This window comes from Enterococcus sp. AMC1251 (assembly GCF_058216535.1).
Genome location: NZ_CM177098.1, coordinates 3152615 through 3166519 on the forward strand (window position 1 = coordinate 3152615; position 13905 = coordinate 3166519).

Here is a 13905-nt window from a genome sequence, read left to right on the forward strand (position 1 = left end):
TCATTCTGTCCGTTCTATCGACAAGATTGTTCATTTCTTTTTTGTCGATAGACGGCCAGTTTTGTCTTAATTATTGGTTTTCTACGGCTTGTAATTCTTGATTATTGTCTAATTGAGAGAGTCCTGCCAAGTGTTTCTTTTGTAGTTTGCTCATCGCGACTCCTAGTAATAAAACAAAGACGACGAAGAGGATACTTAAAATCAAAATGCTCTTATTAAACATTGGTGCGCCTATTCCGCCTGAAATGGCTTCACGGAATCCGTAAATTGAATATGACATTGGTAGATATGGATGGATCGCATTAAAGAATCCGTTGGTTAATGGCATTGGGAACGTTCCTCCTGCCCCACCTAGTTGTAGTACGAGTAAGACCATTGCGACAAATCGGCCTGGATTATCAAAGGCCATTGCGAAGAACATTACAAGGAACATGTAGGACCACGCACTGATAAAGGCTAAGAGATAGAATTGACCAATGTTATCTACGTGTAAGCCAATCGCTAACATTATTGTCGCTTCGATGAAGGCCATTCCAGAAGAGACAGTAAATCCAATCGCTACTTTACTTAACCACCAATCACGAGCCGATTGACCAGCCATAGATACTTTTCTAATTGGGAACACAAAATTAAAGACTAGGCAGCCGACAAATAATGCAAGGGACATAATATACGGTGTTAATGCTTCACCATAGTTTGAGACATGGCTGTATTCTTTTAATTTTAAATCGGTTGGCGCTGCGAACATTTCAATGTTCTTTTCACCTAATTTGGCTTTACTTGCCATCGCAGCGGCTTCTCCAAGAGCACTGGCTAATTGGTCTGATCCGTCTTCTAATTGATCTGCTCCACTTAGTAATTGAGGCGAATTGGCATCTAATTCCACTAATCCTGTGTTTAATTGAGAAGCACCACTATTTAATTGAGACACACCTGATGCCAGTGTTGGCATTTGACCGTACATTTGGTTTAAACCATCTGATAATTGATTGCTTCCTGTTGCTAATTGATTGACACCAGACAACGCGACTGGAAGATCTGCATTTAGCAACGTTAACTCGTAAGAGGCTTGATCTAAATCTCTTACTAAGGTAGAGGCATGTCCAGAAAGTGGCGGTAAATCAGCTAATCCTAGTAAGCCGTTTGTGCCGGATTCAATTTCATTTAAGCCTTGTTTCAGATTGTTCGTATTGGCTGAAATGCCTGCCGCTAGCTCGCTTAATGCTTTGGCTTGAACAGCTAAATTCTCGGCTGAGGCTGTGGCATGCGTAATGTTTTGGGACAGAGCTGCTGTTTCAGAGTGGATCTTCGCATTTTGTGCTGTTTCAAAGGCGGCGATTTGTCCACTAATATCGGCGATTAATTGAAGTTTTGCGGCTTCTTCAATCCCTTCTTGGCGACGGATATTTTCTGCAATTTGATTTTGCAGCTCTGCTGAATCGATTGTGATTTTGTTGTTTAATTCGTTTAATTGCGCCCCAATTTGTTGTAAATCGGCAGCGACTTGAGCGGATTCGACTGAGGTATTTGCCATTAATTGGGCATCTGATAACACTCTGTCTAAATCTGCTTTCGCTTGATTTAAGTTGTGTTGAATGGTTTCTTTAGCGGTTGGATCCAAACTGTTTTCAACACTTTGTAATGCTTGTTCTAATTCTCGGCTTCCTCTAGATAATTCAGTTAACCCCGTATTTAAAGCGGCGATTTTTCCAGCGAGCGGTTGAACTTTTCCATTAACCGTGCCGAGCGCTGAACTTAATTCTGATGCGCCTTCATCTAACTCTGAAACGCCTGAGGTTAGTGGCGCAATATTGCCCGCCAATTCATTCGTTCCATCTGCTAATTGAGTAGAGCCGTCTAATACTTGGGATACACCACCAGTATATTGTGTTAAGCCATCTTGTAGCTGCGTAGTCCCACCTGCTAATTGCTTGGCACCATCTGATGCTTGATCCATGCCTTTTGCGGCTTCTTTCCCTACCTCATTTAAGGCGGTCACGTAGGATTCTGTCACACTGTCTCTTACTTGAGACTCAAGGGTGGTCGCACCGATTTGGGAAATTTCTTCACCAATATAGTTAAGGGATCCATTAGTTGTATAGACCATTTCCATTTTCTTTGGATGCTTATCTAAAAGGGTTGTGGCATCTTTTGAAAAGTCTTTAGGAATGGTTACGATCATATAATAGTGTAAATCTTCCATGCCTTTTTTCGCTTCTTCCGCCGAAACAAACTCCCATTTTAAATCATGGTTGCCTTTTAGCTGGTCGACTACTTGCTCTCCGACGTTAACTTTTTGTCCCATCATTTCGACAGGTTTATCTTCATTGACAACCGCAACAGGTAAATCTTTTGCTCGCCCGTACGGATCCCATACCGATTTCGAGAAAAATCCGGCATAGAGAATGGGAATGAACGTAATAGCAATCACGGATATCAGTAACATTTTGTTTTTGAAAATATTAATGAACTCTTGTTTGATCATTTTCATAGTTTAGGTACTCCTTTTTTGATGTATGTTTTTCTTCTCTGTTTGACGACGACTATAAAAGTGATAGAACACAAATGGTATCGCCAATGTTACGATGTAGCTGATGCCTAGCGTGATCAAGTACGTATGGATTTCTGCTCCTTTTAATTCCCCTGGGGCAATCATCGATGAACCGATCGCAAGAAGTGATAACAGTAAGCCTGAACCACCGATCAACGCTTTGCCGATTTTACCGCCGGGTACTTGATACGTCCGTTCTAGTTCTTGGTTTGAGCGTTTGAAAATTAAGACAAAGTATGCCACAAAGAACAAGACATAGGCACTTAGGTAAATAATTACGGTGAGTGAAATGGCTGTTAGAAATGAAACATTACTTCCGCCACCACCTAGTGTAAGGACCGCTGCCCAAACCGTCACGATAATTCCTTGAAGGATCAATAATGGAACAGGTACTTTATTGTCGTTGACTTTTTTGAAGCGTGAAGGAATCAATCCTTTTTTCGCGACCATGCGTAAGCCTTCTGTGGGCCCTACGATCCATGAACATACTTGAGCTAATACCCCGAATGCGACTAAGACTGCGACTAATTTTACCACCCATGTTAATTGACCATTTTCAGCTAAAATGAGGGTTTGGAACGTTTGAACGACGCCTGAATTCAGCGATAATTTGTCTGCGGGGATAACCATAGACACCGCACTTCCACCGATGGTACTTAAAATGATTCCGACGATGACCAAGATAAACATCACAAGGGGATAGTTTTTCTTAGGATTTTCTAGTTCCGTGATATGAGGGGCAGAAGCTTCAACACCCATATAAGCCAACATAAAAGAGGCTAATGCGGCGAAATCTTTTCCTTTAGGGAAAAAGCCTTTATCTGTAAAGGAATGCGCCACTGGGTGACCGCCGATAAGGATATATTTGAAGGTTAAAATCAACATCAAGCCAACTGGGATGATAATCCCAAAGACAAATCCTGCTTTAGCAACTTTTGCCGTTGTCTCTGTTCCTCTAAATTGGAGAAGTGTCGCGATCCAAAAGATTAAAACAACACTGATAAACTTCAAGAGCGGATTCGTGTTTAAGGCAGGGATGCCTACCGCATAGGATAAGGAGCCAATGATAAAGTAAATCATCGTCACAAATCCAACGGTGATTTGGAACCACTGGAAGAAAATTGCAGCGAAACCGAATTTCTCACCGAGCGTTTTGCCTACCCAACCGAAAATCCCTCCTTCTTGGTAGCCTTTAATGGTAGCCATTTCAGCGGAGCATAATGCGACGGGTAAAAACCAGAACAAGCCACAGACAAGTAAGAAAAAGACTAAGGTCAACCCAGACATTGCGAATGTCGGGTATTCATAAACAGTGATAAATAATGAAGCGGTCATAGCGAAGAAGCTAAACCGTGATAATTTTTTTTTCGTTTCAGACATTTTTTTGTTCCTTTCTTTTTTTGATGTATAGAATAAAACAACGGTGCTTATAATGAATCTTTTGTTTCACTCACCGTTGTTTAGTAACATATTTAAAATGCAGCAATCAGATAATCAATTCCTGCTAATAGTAGGTAAAACCCTACTAAAAATGCTAGTGTTAAAGCAGAAGTTACAGGATTTAAAAATAATAGTATCCCAATAAAAATTCCTAAAATATTCACGATTAGTGAAAAATAGTAATATCCATTACTAATTTGTTTTGCAACGTCTTTGTGTAAAACTCTTTCTACCGAATCACAAATGAACCAGATCGCAAAAACAAATGGTGAAACAATCATTCCTAGCGCTAAATGAAGTAAGAAGAATATTCCAACCAGTAAATCGATGATTCCAATAGCAAGAATCCAATTAGAGCGAATCCCTTCAATTTCTTTCATCTTATCCCGTGCAATTAATTCAACTAACCCTTTCACAATAGCTATAATCGAAAAGAGTATAACGAGTGCGGCTAAATCATTTGTTGGATTTTTAAAAGCTAATATAGAAACCCATATAAATAATGCTCCTATTATAAAATACCCAATCTTAAATTTTTTTTCTTTTACCATAATTCAAATGCCTCCATTCTTTTTCTCACAGCTGACAGTTATTATTGTGCGTCAACTTTATATATGTAGTATAGAAGATAAACCAGCTTTCAAAATTCTACATCTTGTCGCATGACACGAAATAAAAACAAAATAACGAACGTTTCCGAAAAAATCTTGTAGAAAAAGAGTGTTGTACAAAACTGAAAATCAGTTTTGTACAACACTCTATATCAGAATAAACAGTGAGAAAATTGCGGCTTCTCTTATTTCTTAGTGCGAGACGCTTTTGTCTCACCCTTACTTTACATACATCTATTTAGTCTCAATAACGTTTACTCTCCATCTAATTGATCTGTTGAACTACTTTTCAACGTCACTTGGAATGTATTATTTATATTTTGAGCCATTTTCTGTAAATTTTGTAGCAGCAATACAATCCAACTAAATGCCAACATGAATGACAGCAATTCAAATGCTGTCAACGATAAATAATGGACTCCTTGAAACAAGACAACTACTGCAACTAATGTCGCTGCAATCAAATAGGAAATTGTTAGAAACTCTTTTGTTACTCTAGGCAATAGCCATTTGATACCAACAATCAAGATAACAATCAAATAAACCAGATATTCAGCTACATGATTATGCACCCCTTGAAATCGTCCTGTCTCAGTGTATGGAAACAATCCTACTGCTCCAAGATCTAAAGCCGTTAACGTTAACAGAATTCGCAAGATTGTCAATCGCTTGCTATCAGGTATCGCTTTTTGCAGATCTACGAATAACCCATCTATCAAAGCCACCATTAATAAAGAAGAAAACATTAATGTGACATTAAACTGCCAACGATTTTTTGCTTCAATCGTTCCTAAAAAACTAAAGTTAAATTGCCACCACTGATAGTCTCGATTGGTAATCATTGCAAGCACTACCCCGCCAATGATCACAAAGATCAACAAACTAGTTAGTTTAGCCGGTGTGATTGACAGTGCCGAATAGATCATAAAATAATTAATCAGTCCAACAAATAAGAAAAAAAGCATCGTTGACGTATACTGATCAAAAGTGGCACCAATAAATACTAGCCCTATCACTTTAAAAAAAACTAATAAAGAAAAAACCAAAATAATAATAAAGGATAGTAAAATCGTTGGAAAGTTACGCCAATAAATATCCTTTGATCTAGTTGTGATTTGATTTCTTTTTCCTTTAATGAAAAAAAACACGAAGCTGAAAAAACCACTTAATACACCAAACGAAAGAACATAGTTCGCAATGGAATATGGACCAACCAACGCAATTTGACTTTTATCAGTATAAAATAGGTAAACTAAAAAAAGAAGACTTACTACTATTGTTGGTATCAAAAACCATCTTAGAGAAAGGGTCTGGTTCCCAACAGCTTTCTTTTTAGATTCTATCATTATTTTTTGATCTTTAATGCTTAATAGCACTTCTGTTTCATTTTCTAAATCAAATTCTTCAACCACTTTTCCTGGTAGTGTGATACTAAATTGCTTTTCTTCCACGCTCATTCCCCCTACGCTTAACTTAACTTCTCATAAACATTATAGATTGCTTTAGTTTAAAAGCAAGTTCTAGACACTAACTTATGATATGTCAGATTTCTATAAAATATGAAAAAGTATCTGCTACCACAAAAAATTCCAAAAACCACTATTCTAGTAGGAGATCTATCAGCAACTAATTATCATGTGTTACGGAGCACTTTATATGTTAGAAAAGCTCATTGGACTCGCTGTTCCAACTGCACTCATTCGTGAATATACTGCTTTATTAACTCAATACAAAGGGTTTACACTATCTATGCTTTTACTCACTTTATTATTCGCAGCTTTGAGTCTCTTACCTATATAATCTACTAAACGGACAGTTTTTTTATAGAACCTAATAACATCTTAGTATGTTTTCTCTGCGATTTGAAGAAAAGATCATAATTTAGAATTTATTTAGCCTTATTTTCCTTTTTCAACGTTTTCTTCATACAAATACATAACTCATCTCCAACAAACTCACCGTAATTTGGAATAATACGATAGCCATGCCTTTCATAAAAACTAATAGCACTTAGCATCTCTTTGCCTGTCTCCAGAACAACTTGCAGATAACCTTTTTCCAAAATATCTGCTTCTAACGTTTGAATGATTTTATTAGCAATCCCCTTACCACGACTTGTTTGTTTTACATACATTCGTTTTATTTCTGGTGTTCGCTTGTCCAGAAGCTTCCAACAACCGCAGCCTATTGCTACCTCTTCATCGTAAGCAACAACTGCACATGACATTTCGGCTAAATTATGATGATTTTGATAGCCTTGAGCGACCTCAGCTCCCCACTCTTCATCGAAAAAATCATTTAACTCGTTTATTAACTTCAGTAAATCAGAATGGGTTGTTGATAATCGTTTTACTTTGATCGTCATTAGACATCTCTCCTTTTCCCTTGACTCTATTATATCTATTCTTAGGATTCATAGTAAATACAAATAGAAAACCACTTGACATGCTGCAAGTAGTTTTCTATTTAGTAGCCTCACGATTTTACAGATCGGAAGTTAAACGCTTCCAATCCTCTGATCTTTAAGTTACAACCCACCCAAACTGGCTAGATAAAAGTCCAATGTATAAAATTGATAATCACTCTTGGAATATTTTGATTTCTTATCTTGCAATTGATCGATCAGAACTAAACGCTCTTGTTCTGTTACTTCTTCCCAATCTTGGTCACCCATTCTGCAATATAATCGAAATGGTAGCTCAAGTTCCATACGTACTTCTAAAAATCCTTCTGGTTCTCCTAGACCATGATATTCTGCATCTGTGATGATCTCACCTACATAGTTTAAATGTTTTTTACTCATCCCACCGAACCTCCTAATTATTTTTAAGTGCAAAAAAATGTTTTTCATCTATACTGGAATTGTACTAAAGTTTTTGATAATAAACAACTTATTTTCAATATTACTATTTATTGAATTAAACTGTAAGATCTCTTGTCATTAAATAATCTTCCATACCTAATGCTGAATTAACCAAACCATTACCAATAATAATAAAGCCGCACTTTTCATAAAATATTTTTGCGCTTGAACGCGCTGAAACATCGACTCTGTTACATCCTTGTTTGCCCAAATCATCTAAAAGAAACTCAATCAAACTTTTTCCATAGCCTTGATTTTGGTACATAGGTTCAACAGCAAATCCTGTTAAATGAACCGTTTTGTTTTTTTTTTTATATGTACTTAATGTGGCTATAATCTGCTGTTCCTTCACCCAGCCATAAAAATCGTTCTCTTGTTCAATGATTAGATTTTCATCAAAAATATCTTTCCCTAAAGGCTTTCTTAAAACCTCATTTCTAAGTTTAAGTGTTTGTTCATAAAAATCAGTATCACAACTTTTATATTTTACTATTCTCATTTTTTCCTCCTTTAGTCAAAAACAATAGTATAGTTTACACTTGATTCATTATCTCATTTAAATAAATACGCAATTAATTCGTTACTAACTTTCAAAAAGGACTCATACTAAAGAGTTTTAAAATAAGTACTCAGAACCAAGTTGATAATCACAAAGAGGGCGAAAATAATTGACAATGAGGTAAGTTTCATGCTGTGTAAGCAGTATACCACACTAGAAAAAAGTAAACATTTTGTCAAAATAAGCCACACTCCTTCCAACCGATAATTCGATGAAGGAGCACACCAAATGCCCCATATAGTAATCATTGATATAGGCGCCAACAGACCGACTGCAACACGGATAACTTTACTGATCTGCAGATTAAATCCCCAATAACTTAAAATAACTATAGCGCATAGTTCCAACAAAAAAGCGAATGCGATATTACCATTTTTAATTAAATTCATTAGATTCTCCTTTTAATGTGTTAAGGTGTCTTTCTTTTAACTACTACCTTTTTATGATTGTCTTAGTATATAATAATATATAAATATCTGCAATTACGCACAAAAAAGTAAGTACTGTCTGGAGGTAATTAATTGAAATTAGAAAAAAGTACTATTTGCACGACAAAAGATTATGGTTTCGAAGATATTGAGAAAATCCTATCCATGATAAGTGGTAAATGGAAACTACAAATTATTTACCACCTAAGTGGAAATAAAAACATTAGATATGGTCAGCTTAAGAAAAAAATTTCTACTATTAGTTATGACGTATCGTCCGCAAAATTTAAATATCTGGCAAAAGATGGTTTAATTTCCCGAATAGAATATGACAAAATCGTACCTCGAGTTGAGTATCTACTTACCTATTTAGGAATAAGTCTTCTGCCTGTATATGCAGTTTTTAGTAATTGGTACAATGAAAATAAATATACTTTTTCAAGTCGTAAAAGGTAATTTTAAAGTATACATAAAAACAGGATCCGCAAATGCAAATCCTGTTTTAGCCATAATATTTCTTGGTTTTTCTATTTAATATATTAGTTTATCCAAACGTGTTTTATAGACCTCTTTTGTTATAATTTCACTCCTACTTTAGGCGTTCAGGCATCATTCCTTCTAAAAAGCCCCAAACACCGTTACTAATTCGCAAATCCTCTCGATCATAGTGAGAAAGTTCTGTTCTAATTAGATGGTCTTGTTTATCTAAGACTTTTTGCGCCCAATGAGGATCAATCAAAATTGCACGTCCTACAGCAGCTAGGTCTGCAGTCGCTAAAACCTCTTTTGCGTCTGCCCCATTTCTGATATCGCCTACACCGATCAGAGGAAGACGGTTGTTAATCGTTTCTTTTATATACTTTATAATTGGTTTTTCCTCGAACCCCTCACTAACTGAATGATTTCTATAATTACCAACTGATAGATGCAGATAATCTAGTGATTTTTTAGATAATTGATCGACCAAGAATAATGTGTCACTCAAACGAATTCCAGGTTCTTCATACTCTTCAGGTGAAAAACGATACCCTACAACAAAATCTTTCACCCCTGACTGATCGACCACTTCTGTTACGCCATCAACCAAATCATTGACAAATTTAAATCGTTTTTCTAGTGTTCCACCCCAATCATCGGTACGCCGATTAGAATGAGGAGAAAAGAATTGTTGGATCAAATAGGTATTTGCTCCGTGAATTTCTACACCATCAAAACCTGCTTTTATCGCTCTTTTTGTCGCATCTTTAAAGCTTTCTAAAATTTCAAGGATTTCTGTTTCTGTTAATTCTCTTGGTATTTGTGCATCTGGTCGCTCTGCAGCAACTGCACTCGGCGCAACTGGTTGAACACCACGTAAAACACTTGCGTCAGTCATCCGCCCAGCATGAAAAATTTGAAGAATTGCTTTCGTATGATTCTTCTTAATCACAGCAGCCAATTTGGCAAGTCCAGGAATAAAGCGGTCATCATATACACCTAATTCTCCCTCCCATCCTTTACCACCTTCATGAACATTCGCTGCTGCCGTGATAAATGCACCTACTTCGCCGGAACGTAATGCATAATAATCAATCTCATCATTTGTTACAACACCATCAAAAAAAGACATTTTAGTTGTCATTGGCGCAACAACAAGTCGATTTTTTAAGTGCAATCCTCTTTTAAAGGTTAAGTCTGTATCTAGATTATTCATAAAATTTCCTCCTCTTAAAAACATGCATGCGCATGCAACTAATTGTATACTACAGAAAAAAAGACTAAAAAGCAACTCTTTAATCTTCTAAATAAAGTACTCTTTCAAAATAACATTTACTTCTGGTTCAACAGATGACACTAGCTTCGCCCCTTCATTGGTCAAACCTACGTAAACTCCCCGTTTATCATCTGCGCAAATTTTTCTTTCAATCACTGGAGGATTTCTGTCTTCCAATCTATTGATCATACGAGACAGTGCACTTTGACTCAAACATAAGTAATTTCCTAAATCATTCAACCTCATGCAACATCCATTTTGTTTAAGTTGGTATAAAGCATAATACTCACTTGTTGTGAGTTGATTGTTTTTCTTTAATGTATCTTCTAATTTTTTTTCAACAGTGGACTGCTTCTTTGTGAAGTCCAACCAATCTGATATAAGAGATGTTTTCATCACCATTCCTCCCTAACCCTTCTCTTCAATTAGTTATATTTTGCTTGTTTTTAGTCTAAAAGTCAAAGTTTTAAGAAATTTATTAAATAAAATAAAAGCCATGGACCATAGTCGCACGACTTTTATTTTATTATACGATATTACTTAATTAGCATTCAAAATCCACATAAATCCTACGAAAACAAAGAATAGAGCATACATGATTGGTGATACTTCTTTGCCACGTTTTGCAGCGATCATTGTGATTGGGTAGAAAATGAAACCAAGGGCAATTCCATCAGAGATACTGTAAGTCAAAGGCATTCCCAAAAGAATTAAGAAAGAAGGAATTGCAATTTCCATTTCTTTCCATTTGATTTGGCTAAGTGATTGAGCCATTAAAACACCGACAACAATTAGCGCTGGTGCGGTTACTTGCGACGTTACAACGGAAAGCAAGGGTGAGAAAAATAGCCCCACGATGAAGAATAAACCTGTTGTCACAGCTGTCAATCCAGAACGTCCACCAACTGCAATCCCTGCAGAAGATTCTACATAGGCACCAACAGGAGAAGTTCCTAAAAGTGACCCTGCTAACATCGCCGTTGAATCCGCAGCTAATGCTTTTCCAACTCGAGGCATTTTATTGTCCTTCATAAATCCTGCTTGATTCGCTAAACCAACAAGCGTTCCAGCTGTATCAAAAAATGTTACTAATAAGAACGTCAAGACAACAACCCATAGCTGTAGAGAATTAATATCTCCCACATGTTTTAAAGCAACTAAAAATGTTGGTTTAAGACTAGGAGCACTTGAAATTATTTTAGTTGGTACTTCAATCAACCCAGTCACTAGTCCCAAAATTGTTGTTGCCGTCATTCCTATAAAAATTCCGCCAGGAACACGACGAACCATCATAACTGCAGTGATCACTAGACCAAAAATAGTCAGCCAAGTCGTCCCGACATTCAGGGGGCCTAAAGCAACCAGTGTAGACTCATTAGAAACAATGACTCCACCTTCACTTAAACCAAGAAAAGCAATAAACAGACCAATTCCACCAGAAATAGCATATTTTAAATCTGCTGGTATTGCATCAATGATTAATTCACGTAATTTGAAAATAGTAATCAAAATAAAAATCAAAGAAGCGACAAAAACACCTGCTAAAGCAGTTTCCCACGGAACGCCCATTCCGACACAAACAGAATAAGCAAAAAAGGCATTGATTCCTAGTGCTGGTGCCGTTGCGATCGGATACTTAGCAAAAACCCCCATCAAGATACAACCTAATGCGCTAGCTAAAGCTGTTGCAGTAAAAACGGCACCTTCATCCATCCCTGAAGCCCCTAAAACTGTTGGGTTAACAAATAGAATATACGCCATTGAAATAAACGTTGTAAAACCAGCTAGAAATTCACGCTTCACAGTCGTATTTAATTTGTCGATCTCAAAATAGGAAATAATTTTTTCTTTCACTTGATATCCTCCTAAAATATGAACAATAAACTGTTCGTAAAATTGCAATGTATTACTTAAACAACGTGTTCAATCATATAATAAAGAATAGAATAAGTAAATACAAAGGTTACTAACTGCTATTCATCTACAACTTTTAAGCTAAATAAAAATGACACGCTTTCTTCACTAAATTATTTCGATAAAAACGCGCCATCTAAGCGTTGATTCAAAACTCGATAAATCACGTAAACAAATTCTAAAACAAAACTTGTTAAATTTTATTCCAGAACCTACTTAATTTTATACCTTTGGATTAAACGTTACGTCCTAGCAGAGTTCTTATGTTTTTCCGTCGAAATCGCCTACTTTTTACTGATAGCTACATGTTCTTGAAGTGACGTGCTAGCGTTTGACTCTTCATTTTGTCGATTGCTATTGATCAATTTACATCTGCCTTTACTAGCTTTGTAATATTATAAGCTAGAGCAACTTTTTTCCAATCGACCACTGGTGCATTTTTTGACCGCCTAAAGCTAAAATGTCTGTTGGTAGGGTAAGCTTAAAATGGTCCCCCTCTTACATTTCTTTCTCAAGATTAGGAAGTGAAGATGCAGTTTTAATTGGGAAAATATCGACTCTTTTCAAAGAATTACTTACCATAACTTCTTCTCCATTAAACGTTAGTAATACATCATTGAAAATCGTTTTATTCACATTCACACCTCGAGACAGTGATTCAGACGCAATTACGTTTGTCAAATCTTTACTCACTCCTTGCTCATATATAGGCTGTAGGATAAAAGTCTTTATACTATCAAATAAAATGCTCCCATCATAATCAAGGATAATAATATATTACTGCTCTTTTTCATCTCCTTAGCTTCTCCTAAGTTTATTAACTTCTAATTCTTCAATAAACCTTTCTGCTCATATTTTTTTATTCATTTCAATTCGAATAAAGGCTATATCAACTAAAATTTACACTTAAAAAAACTAAAAAAATGGAAGAAAAATCAAGTTTTTTTCTAAATGCTTCAACTAATTTATTAACTGTTTCAATTTTTTTTAACAGCTGTTCGAACATCCTCATTTTTTAATTGATCTAGAGCGAAAATCACTATCGGTAAATAATTAAAAATAAAGCTAATCCTTTGACAAAACCCAATCCTATTCAATATCGGTAATTGATTTATTGCTGGAATTCGCGCCATTCCGTAAATCCCCGCAAAAAACAAACTAGTCAATAATAACATTAAATAACGGTTGCTAGCTTTTTTTTCTACTTGTTTTTGATAAAGTAAGAATAGTAAAAGTGGGAACAGTAAAAAACCTGCATAACCTAAACCAGAACCAATATTGTGAACCCAAGTCGAAAAAGTCCAATTTGCTTGTTCAGTGTTGATACTGAATAGTCCCGTAAAAATACAATCTCCTACGCCATATAAACCAATGGCTAAAGCTAATAATCTAGATAGTTTTCTCGAAGTACTGCTAAAGGCTTGGTACACTGCTGGAATTGCTAAAACAAATAGTAACCCTGACACCACAGACCAAACCAAGAATGCTTGTCGTACCGGACTTTCGACATCACCAAACACACTAATCACCATTGTCATTTGATTCACTTTTGGGTAAAAGATGCCTAAAATGTACGGTGTTAAAAAATCACTTATTACACCTAATAATAGAAAATAAAAGCCATACTTTTTGAAAAAATTCATATTGATCCTCCTCGTCAATATTTTTTGACGTTTTTGTTCTTCTAATTATACGAAATTGCAAGAAAATATAAAAACATTCCTTCGTTAGATATGAAACTTTTAACTATTCTATTTCGTTCTTGATTAGTAAACGATTTCATTTA

General features: G+C 35.9%; 15 protein-coding genes. 2 read left to right on the forward strand and 13 right to left on the reverse strand.

Features of this window, described 5'->3' with window-relative positions:
• Window positions 1-70: 70 nt before the first annotated feature.
• The 4 genes from AC4BBR_RS14915 to AC4BBR_RS14930 form a co-directional block, all read right to left on the reverse strand.
• Window positions 71-2491: a YhgE/Pip family protein gene (locus tag AC4BBR_RS14915; protein WP_490460259.1), complete on the reverse strand. Its 2421-nt coding sequence runs from the start codon at window positions 2489-2491 to the stop codon at window positions 71-73.
• Between the two features lie 3 nt (window positions 2492-2494).
• A complete protein-coding gene (locus tag AC4BBR_RS14920) occupies window positions 2495-3931 on the reverse strand; it encodes an amino acid permease (protein WP_490460260.1) in 1437 nt (478 codons plus the stop codon).
• A gap of 92 nt (window positions 3932-4023) precedes the next feature.
• Window positions 4024-4542 carry an HdeD family acid-resistance protein gene (locus tag AC4BBR_RS14925; RefSeq protein WP_490460261.1) on the reverse strand — a complete coding sequence of 173 codons (519 nt, stop codon included), beginning with the start codon at window positions 4540-4542 and terminating at the stop codon, window positions 4024-4026.
• Window positions 4543-4856: 314 nt separating this feature from the next.
• Window positions 4857-6053: a DUF998 domain-containing protein gene (locus tag AC4BBR_RS14930; protein ID WP_490460262.1), complete on the reverse strand. Its 1197-nt coding sequence runs from the start codon at window positions 6051-6053 to the stop codon at window positions 4857-4859.
• Window positions 6054-6258: 205 nt separating this feature from the next.
• Between AC4BBR_RS14930 and AC4BBR_RS14935 the strand changes: the two genes are divergently transcribed.
• On the forward strand, window positions 6259-6402 hold the full coding sequence (locus AC4BBR_RS14935; RefSeq protein ID WP_490460263.1) for a hypothetical protein: 144 nt from the start codon (window positions 6259-6261) through the stop codon (window positions 6400-6402).
• Window positions 6403-6490: 88 nt separating this feature from the next.
• On the opposite strand, the gene AC4BBR_RS14940 is transcribed toward AC4BBR_RS14935, so the two are convergent.
• The 4 genes from AC4BBR_RS14940 to AC4BBR_RS14955 form a co-directional block, all read right to left on the reverse strand.
• Entirely contained in the window at window positions 6491-6967 is a 477-nt protein-coding gene (locus tag AC4BBR_RS14940) for a GNAT family N-acetyltransferase (protein ID WP_490460264.1), read from the reverse strand.
• A gap of 162 nt (window positions 6968-7129) precedes the next feature.
• Window positions 7130-7405 carry a hypothetical protein gene (locus tag AC4BBR_RS14945; protein WP_490460265.1) on the reverse strand — a complete coding sequence of 92 codons (276 nt, stop codon included), beginning with the start codon at window positions 7403-7405 and terminating at the stop codon, window positions 7130-7132.
• Between the two features lie 115 nt (window positions 7406-7520).
• Window positions 7521-7964: a GNAT family N-acetyltransferase gene (locus AC4BBR_RS14950; RefSeq protein WP_490460266.1), complete on the reverse strand. Its 444-nt coding sequence runs from the start codon at window positions 7962-7964 to the stop codon at window positions 7521-7523.
• 107 nt (window positions 7965-8071) lie between these two features.
• On the reverse strand, window positions 8072-8413 hold the full coding sequence (locus AC4BBR_RS14955; RefSeq protein WP_490460267.1) for a YrdB family protein: 342 nt from the start codon (window positions 8411-8413) through the stop codon (window positions 8072-8074).
• A 132-nt stretch (window positions 8414-8545) separates the two neighbouring features.
• On the opposite strand from AC4BBR_RS14955, the gene AC4BBR_RS14960 reads away from it, so the two are divergent.
• Window positions 8546-8908 carry a winged helix-turn-helix transcriptional regulator gene (locus AC4BBR_RS14960; RefSeq protein WP_490460268.1) on the forward strand — a complete coding sequence of 121 codons (363 nt, stop codon included), beginning with the start codon at window positions 8546-8548 and terminating at the stop codon, window positions 8906-8908.
• Between the two features lie 133 nt (window positions 8909-9041).
• Here the strand turns inward: AC4BBR_RS14960 and AC4BBR_RS14965 are convergent, their stop codons facing one another.
• From AC4BBR_RS14965 to AC4BBR_RS14985, 5 genes are all read right to left on the reverse strand, one after another.
• The gene (locus AC4BBR_RS14965; protein ID WP_490460269.1) at window positions 9042-10145 is read right to left on the reverse strand and encodes an NADH-dependent flavin oxidoreductase; all 1104 of its coding nucleotides are present in this window, start codon (window positions 10143-10145) and stop codon (window positions 9042-9044) included.
• Between the two features lie 87 nt (window positions 10146-10232).
• The gene (locus tag AC4BBR_RS14970; RefSeq protein ID WP_490460270.1) at window positions 10233-10601 is read right to left on the reverse strand and encodes a MarR family transcriptional regulator; all 369 of its coding nucleotides are present in this window, start codon (window positions 10599-10601) and stop codon (window positions 10233-10235) included.
• A gap of 144 nt (window positions 10602-10745) precedes the next feature.
• Window positions 10746-12059 carry an NCS2 family permease gene (locus AC4BBR_RS14975; protein WP_490460271.1) on the reverse strand — a complete coding sequence of 438 codons (1314 nt, stop codon included), beginning with the start codon at window positions 12057-12059 and terminating at the stop codon, window positions 10746-10748.
• A 558-nt stretch (window positions 12060-12617) separates the two neighbouring features.
• Complete coding sequence (locus tag AC4BBR_RS14980) at window positions 12618-12800, reverse strand: hypothetical protein (RefSeq protein ID WP_490460272.1); 183 nt, start codon at window positions 12798-12800, stop codon at window positions 12618-12620.
• 296 nt (window positions 12801-13096) lie between these two features.
• On the reverse strand, window positions 13097-13762 hold the full coding sequence (locus AC4BBR_RS14985) for a DUF998 domain-containing protein (protein WP_490460273.1): 666 nt from the start codon (window positions 13760-13762) through the stop codon (window positions 13097-13099).
• Between the last annotated feature and the right edge of the window lie 143 nt (window positions 13763-13905).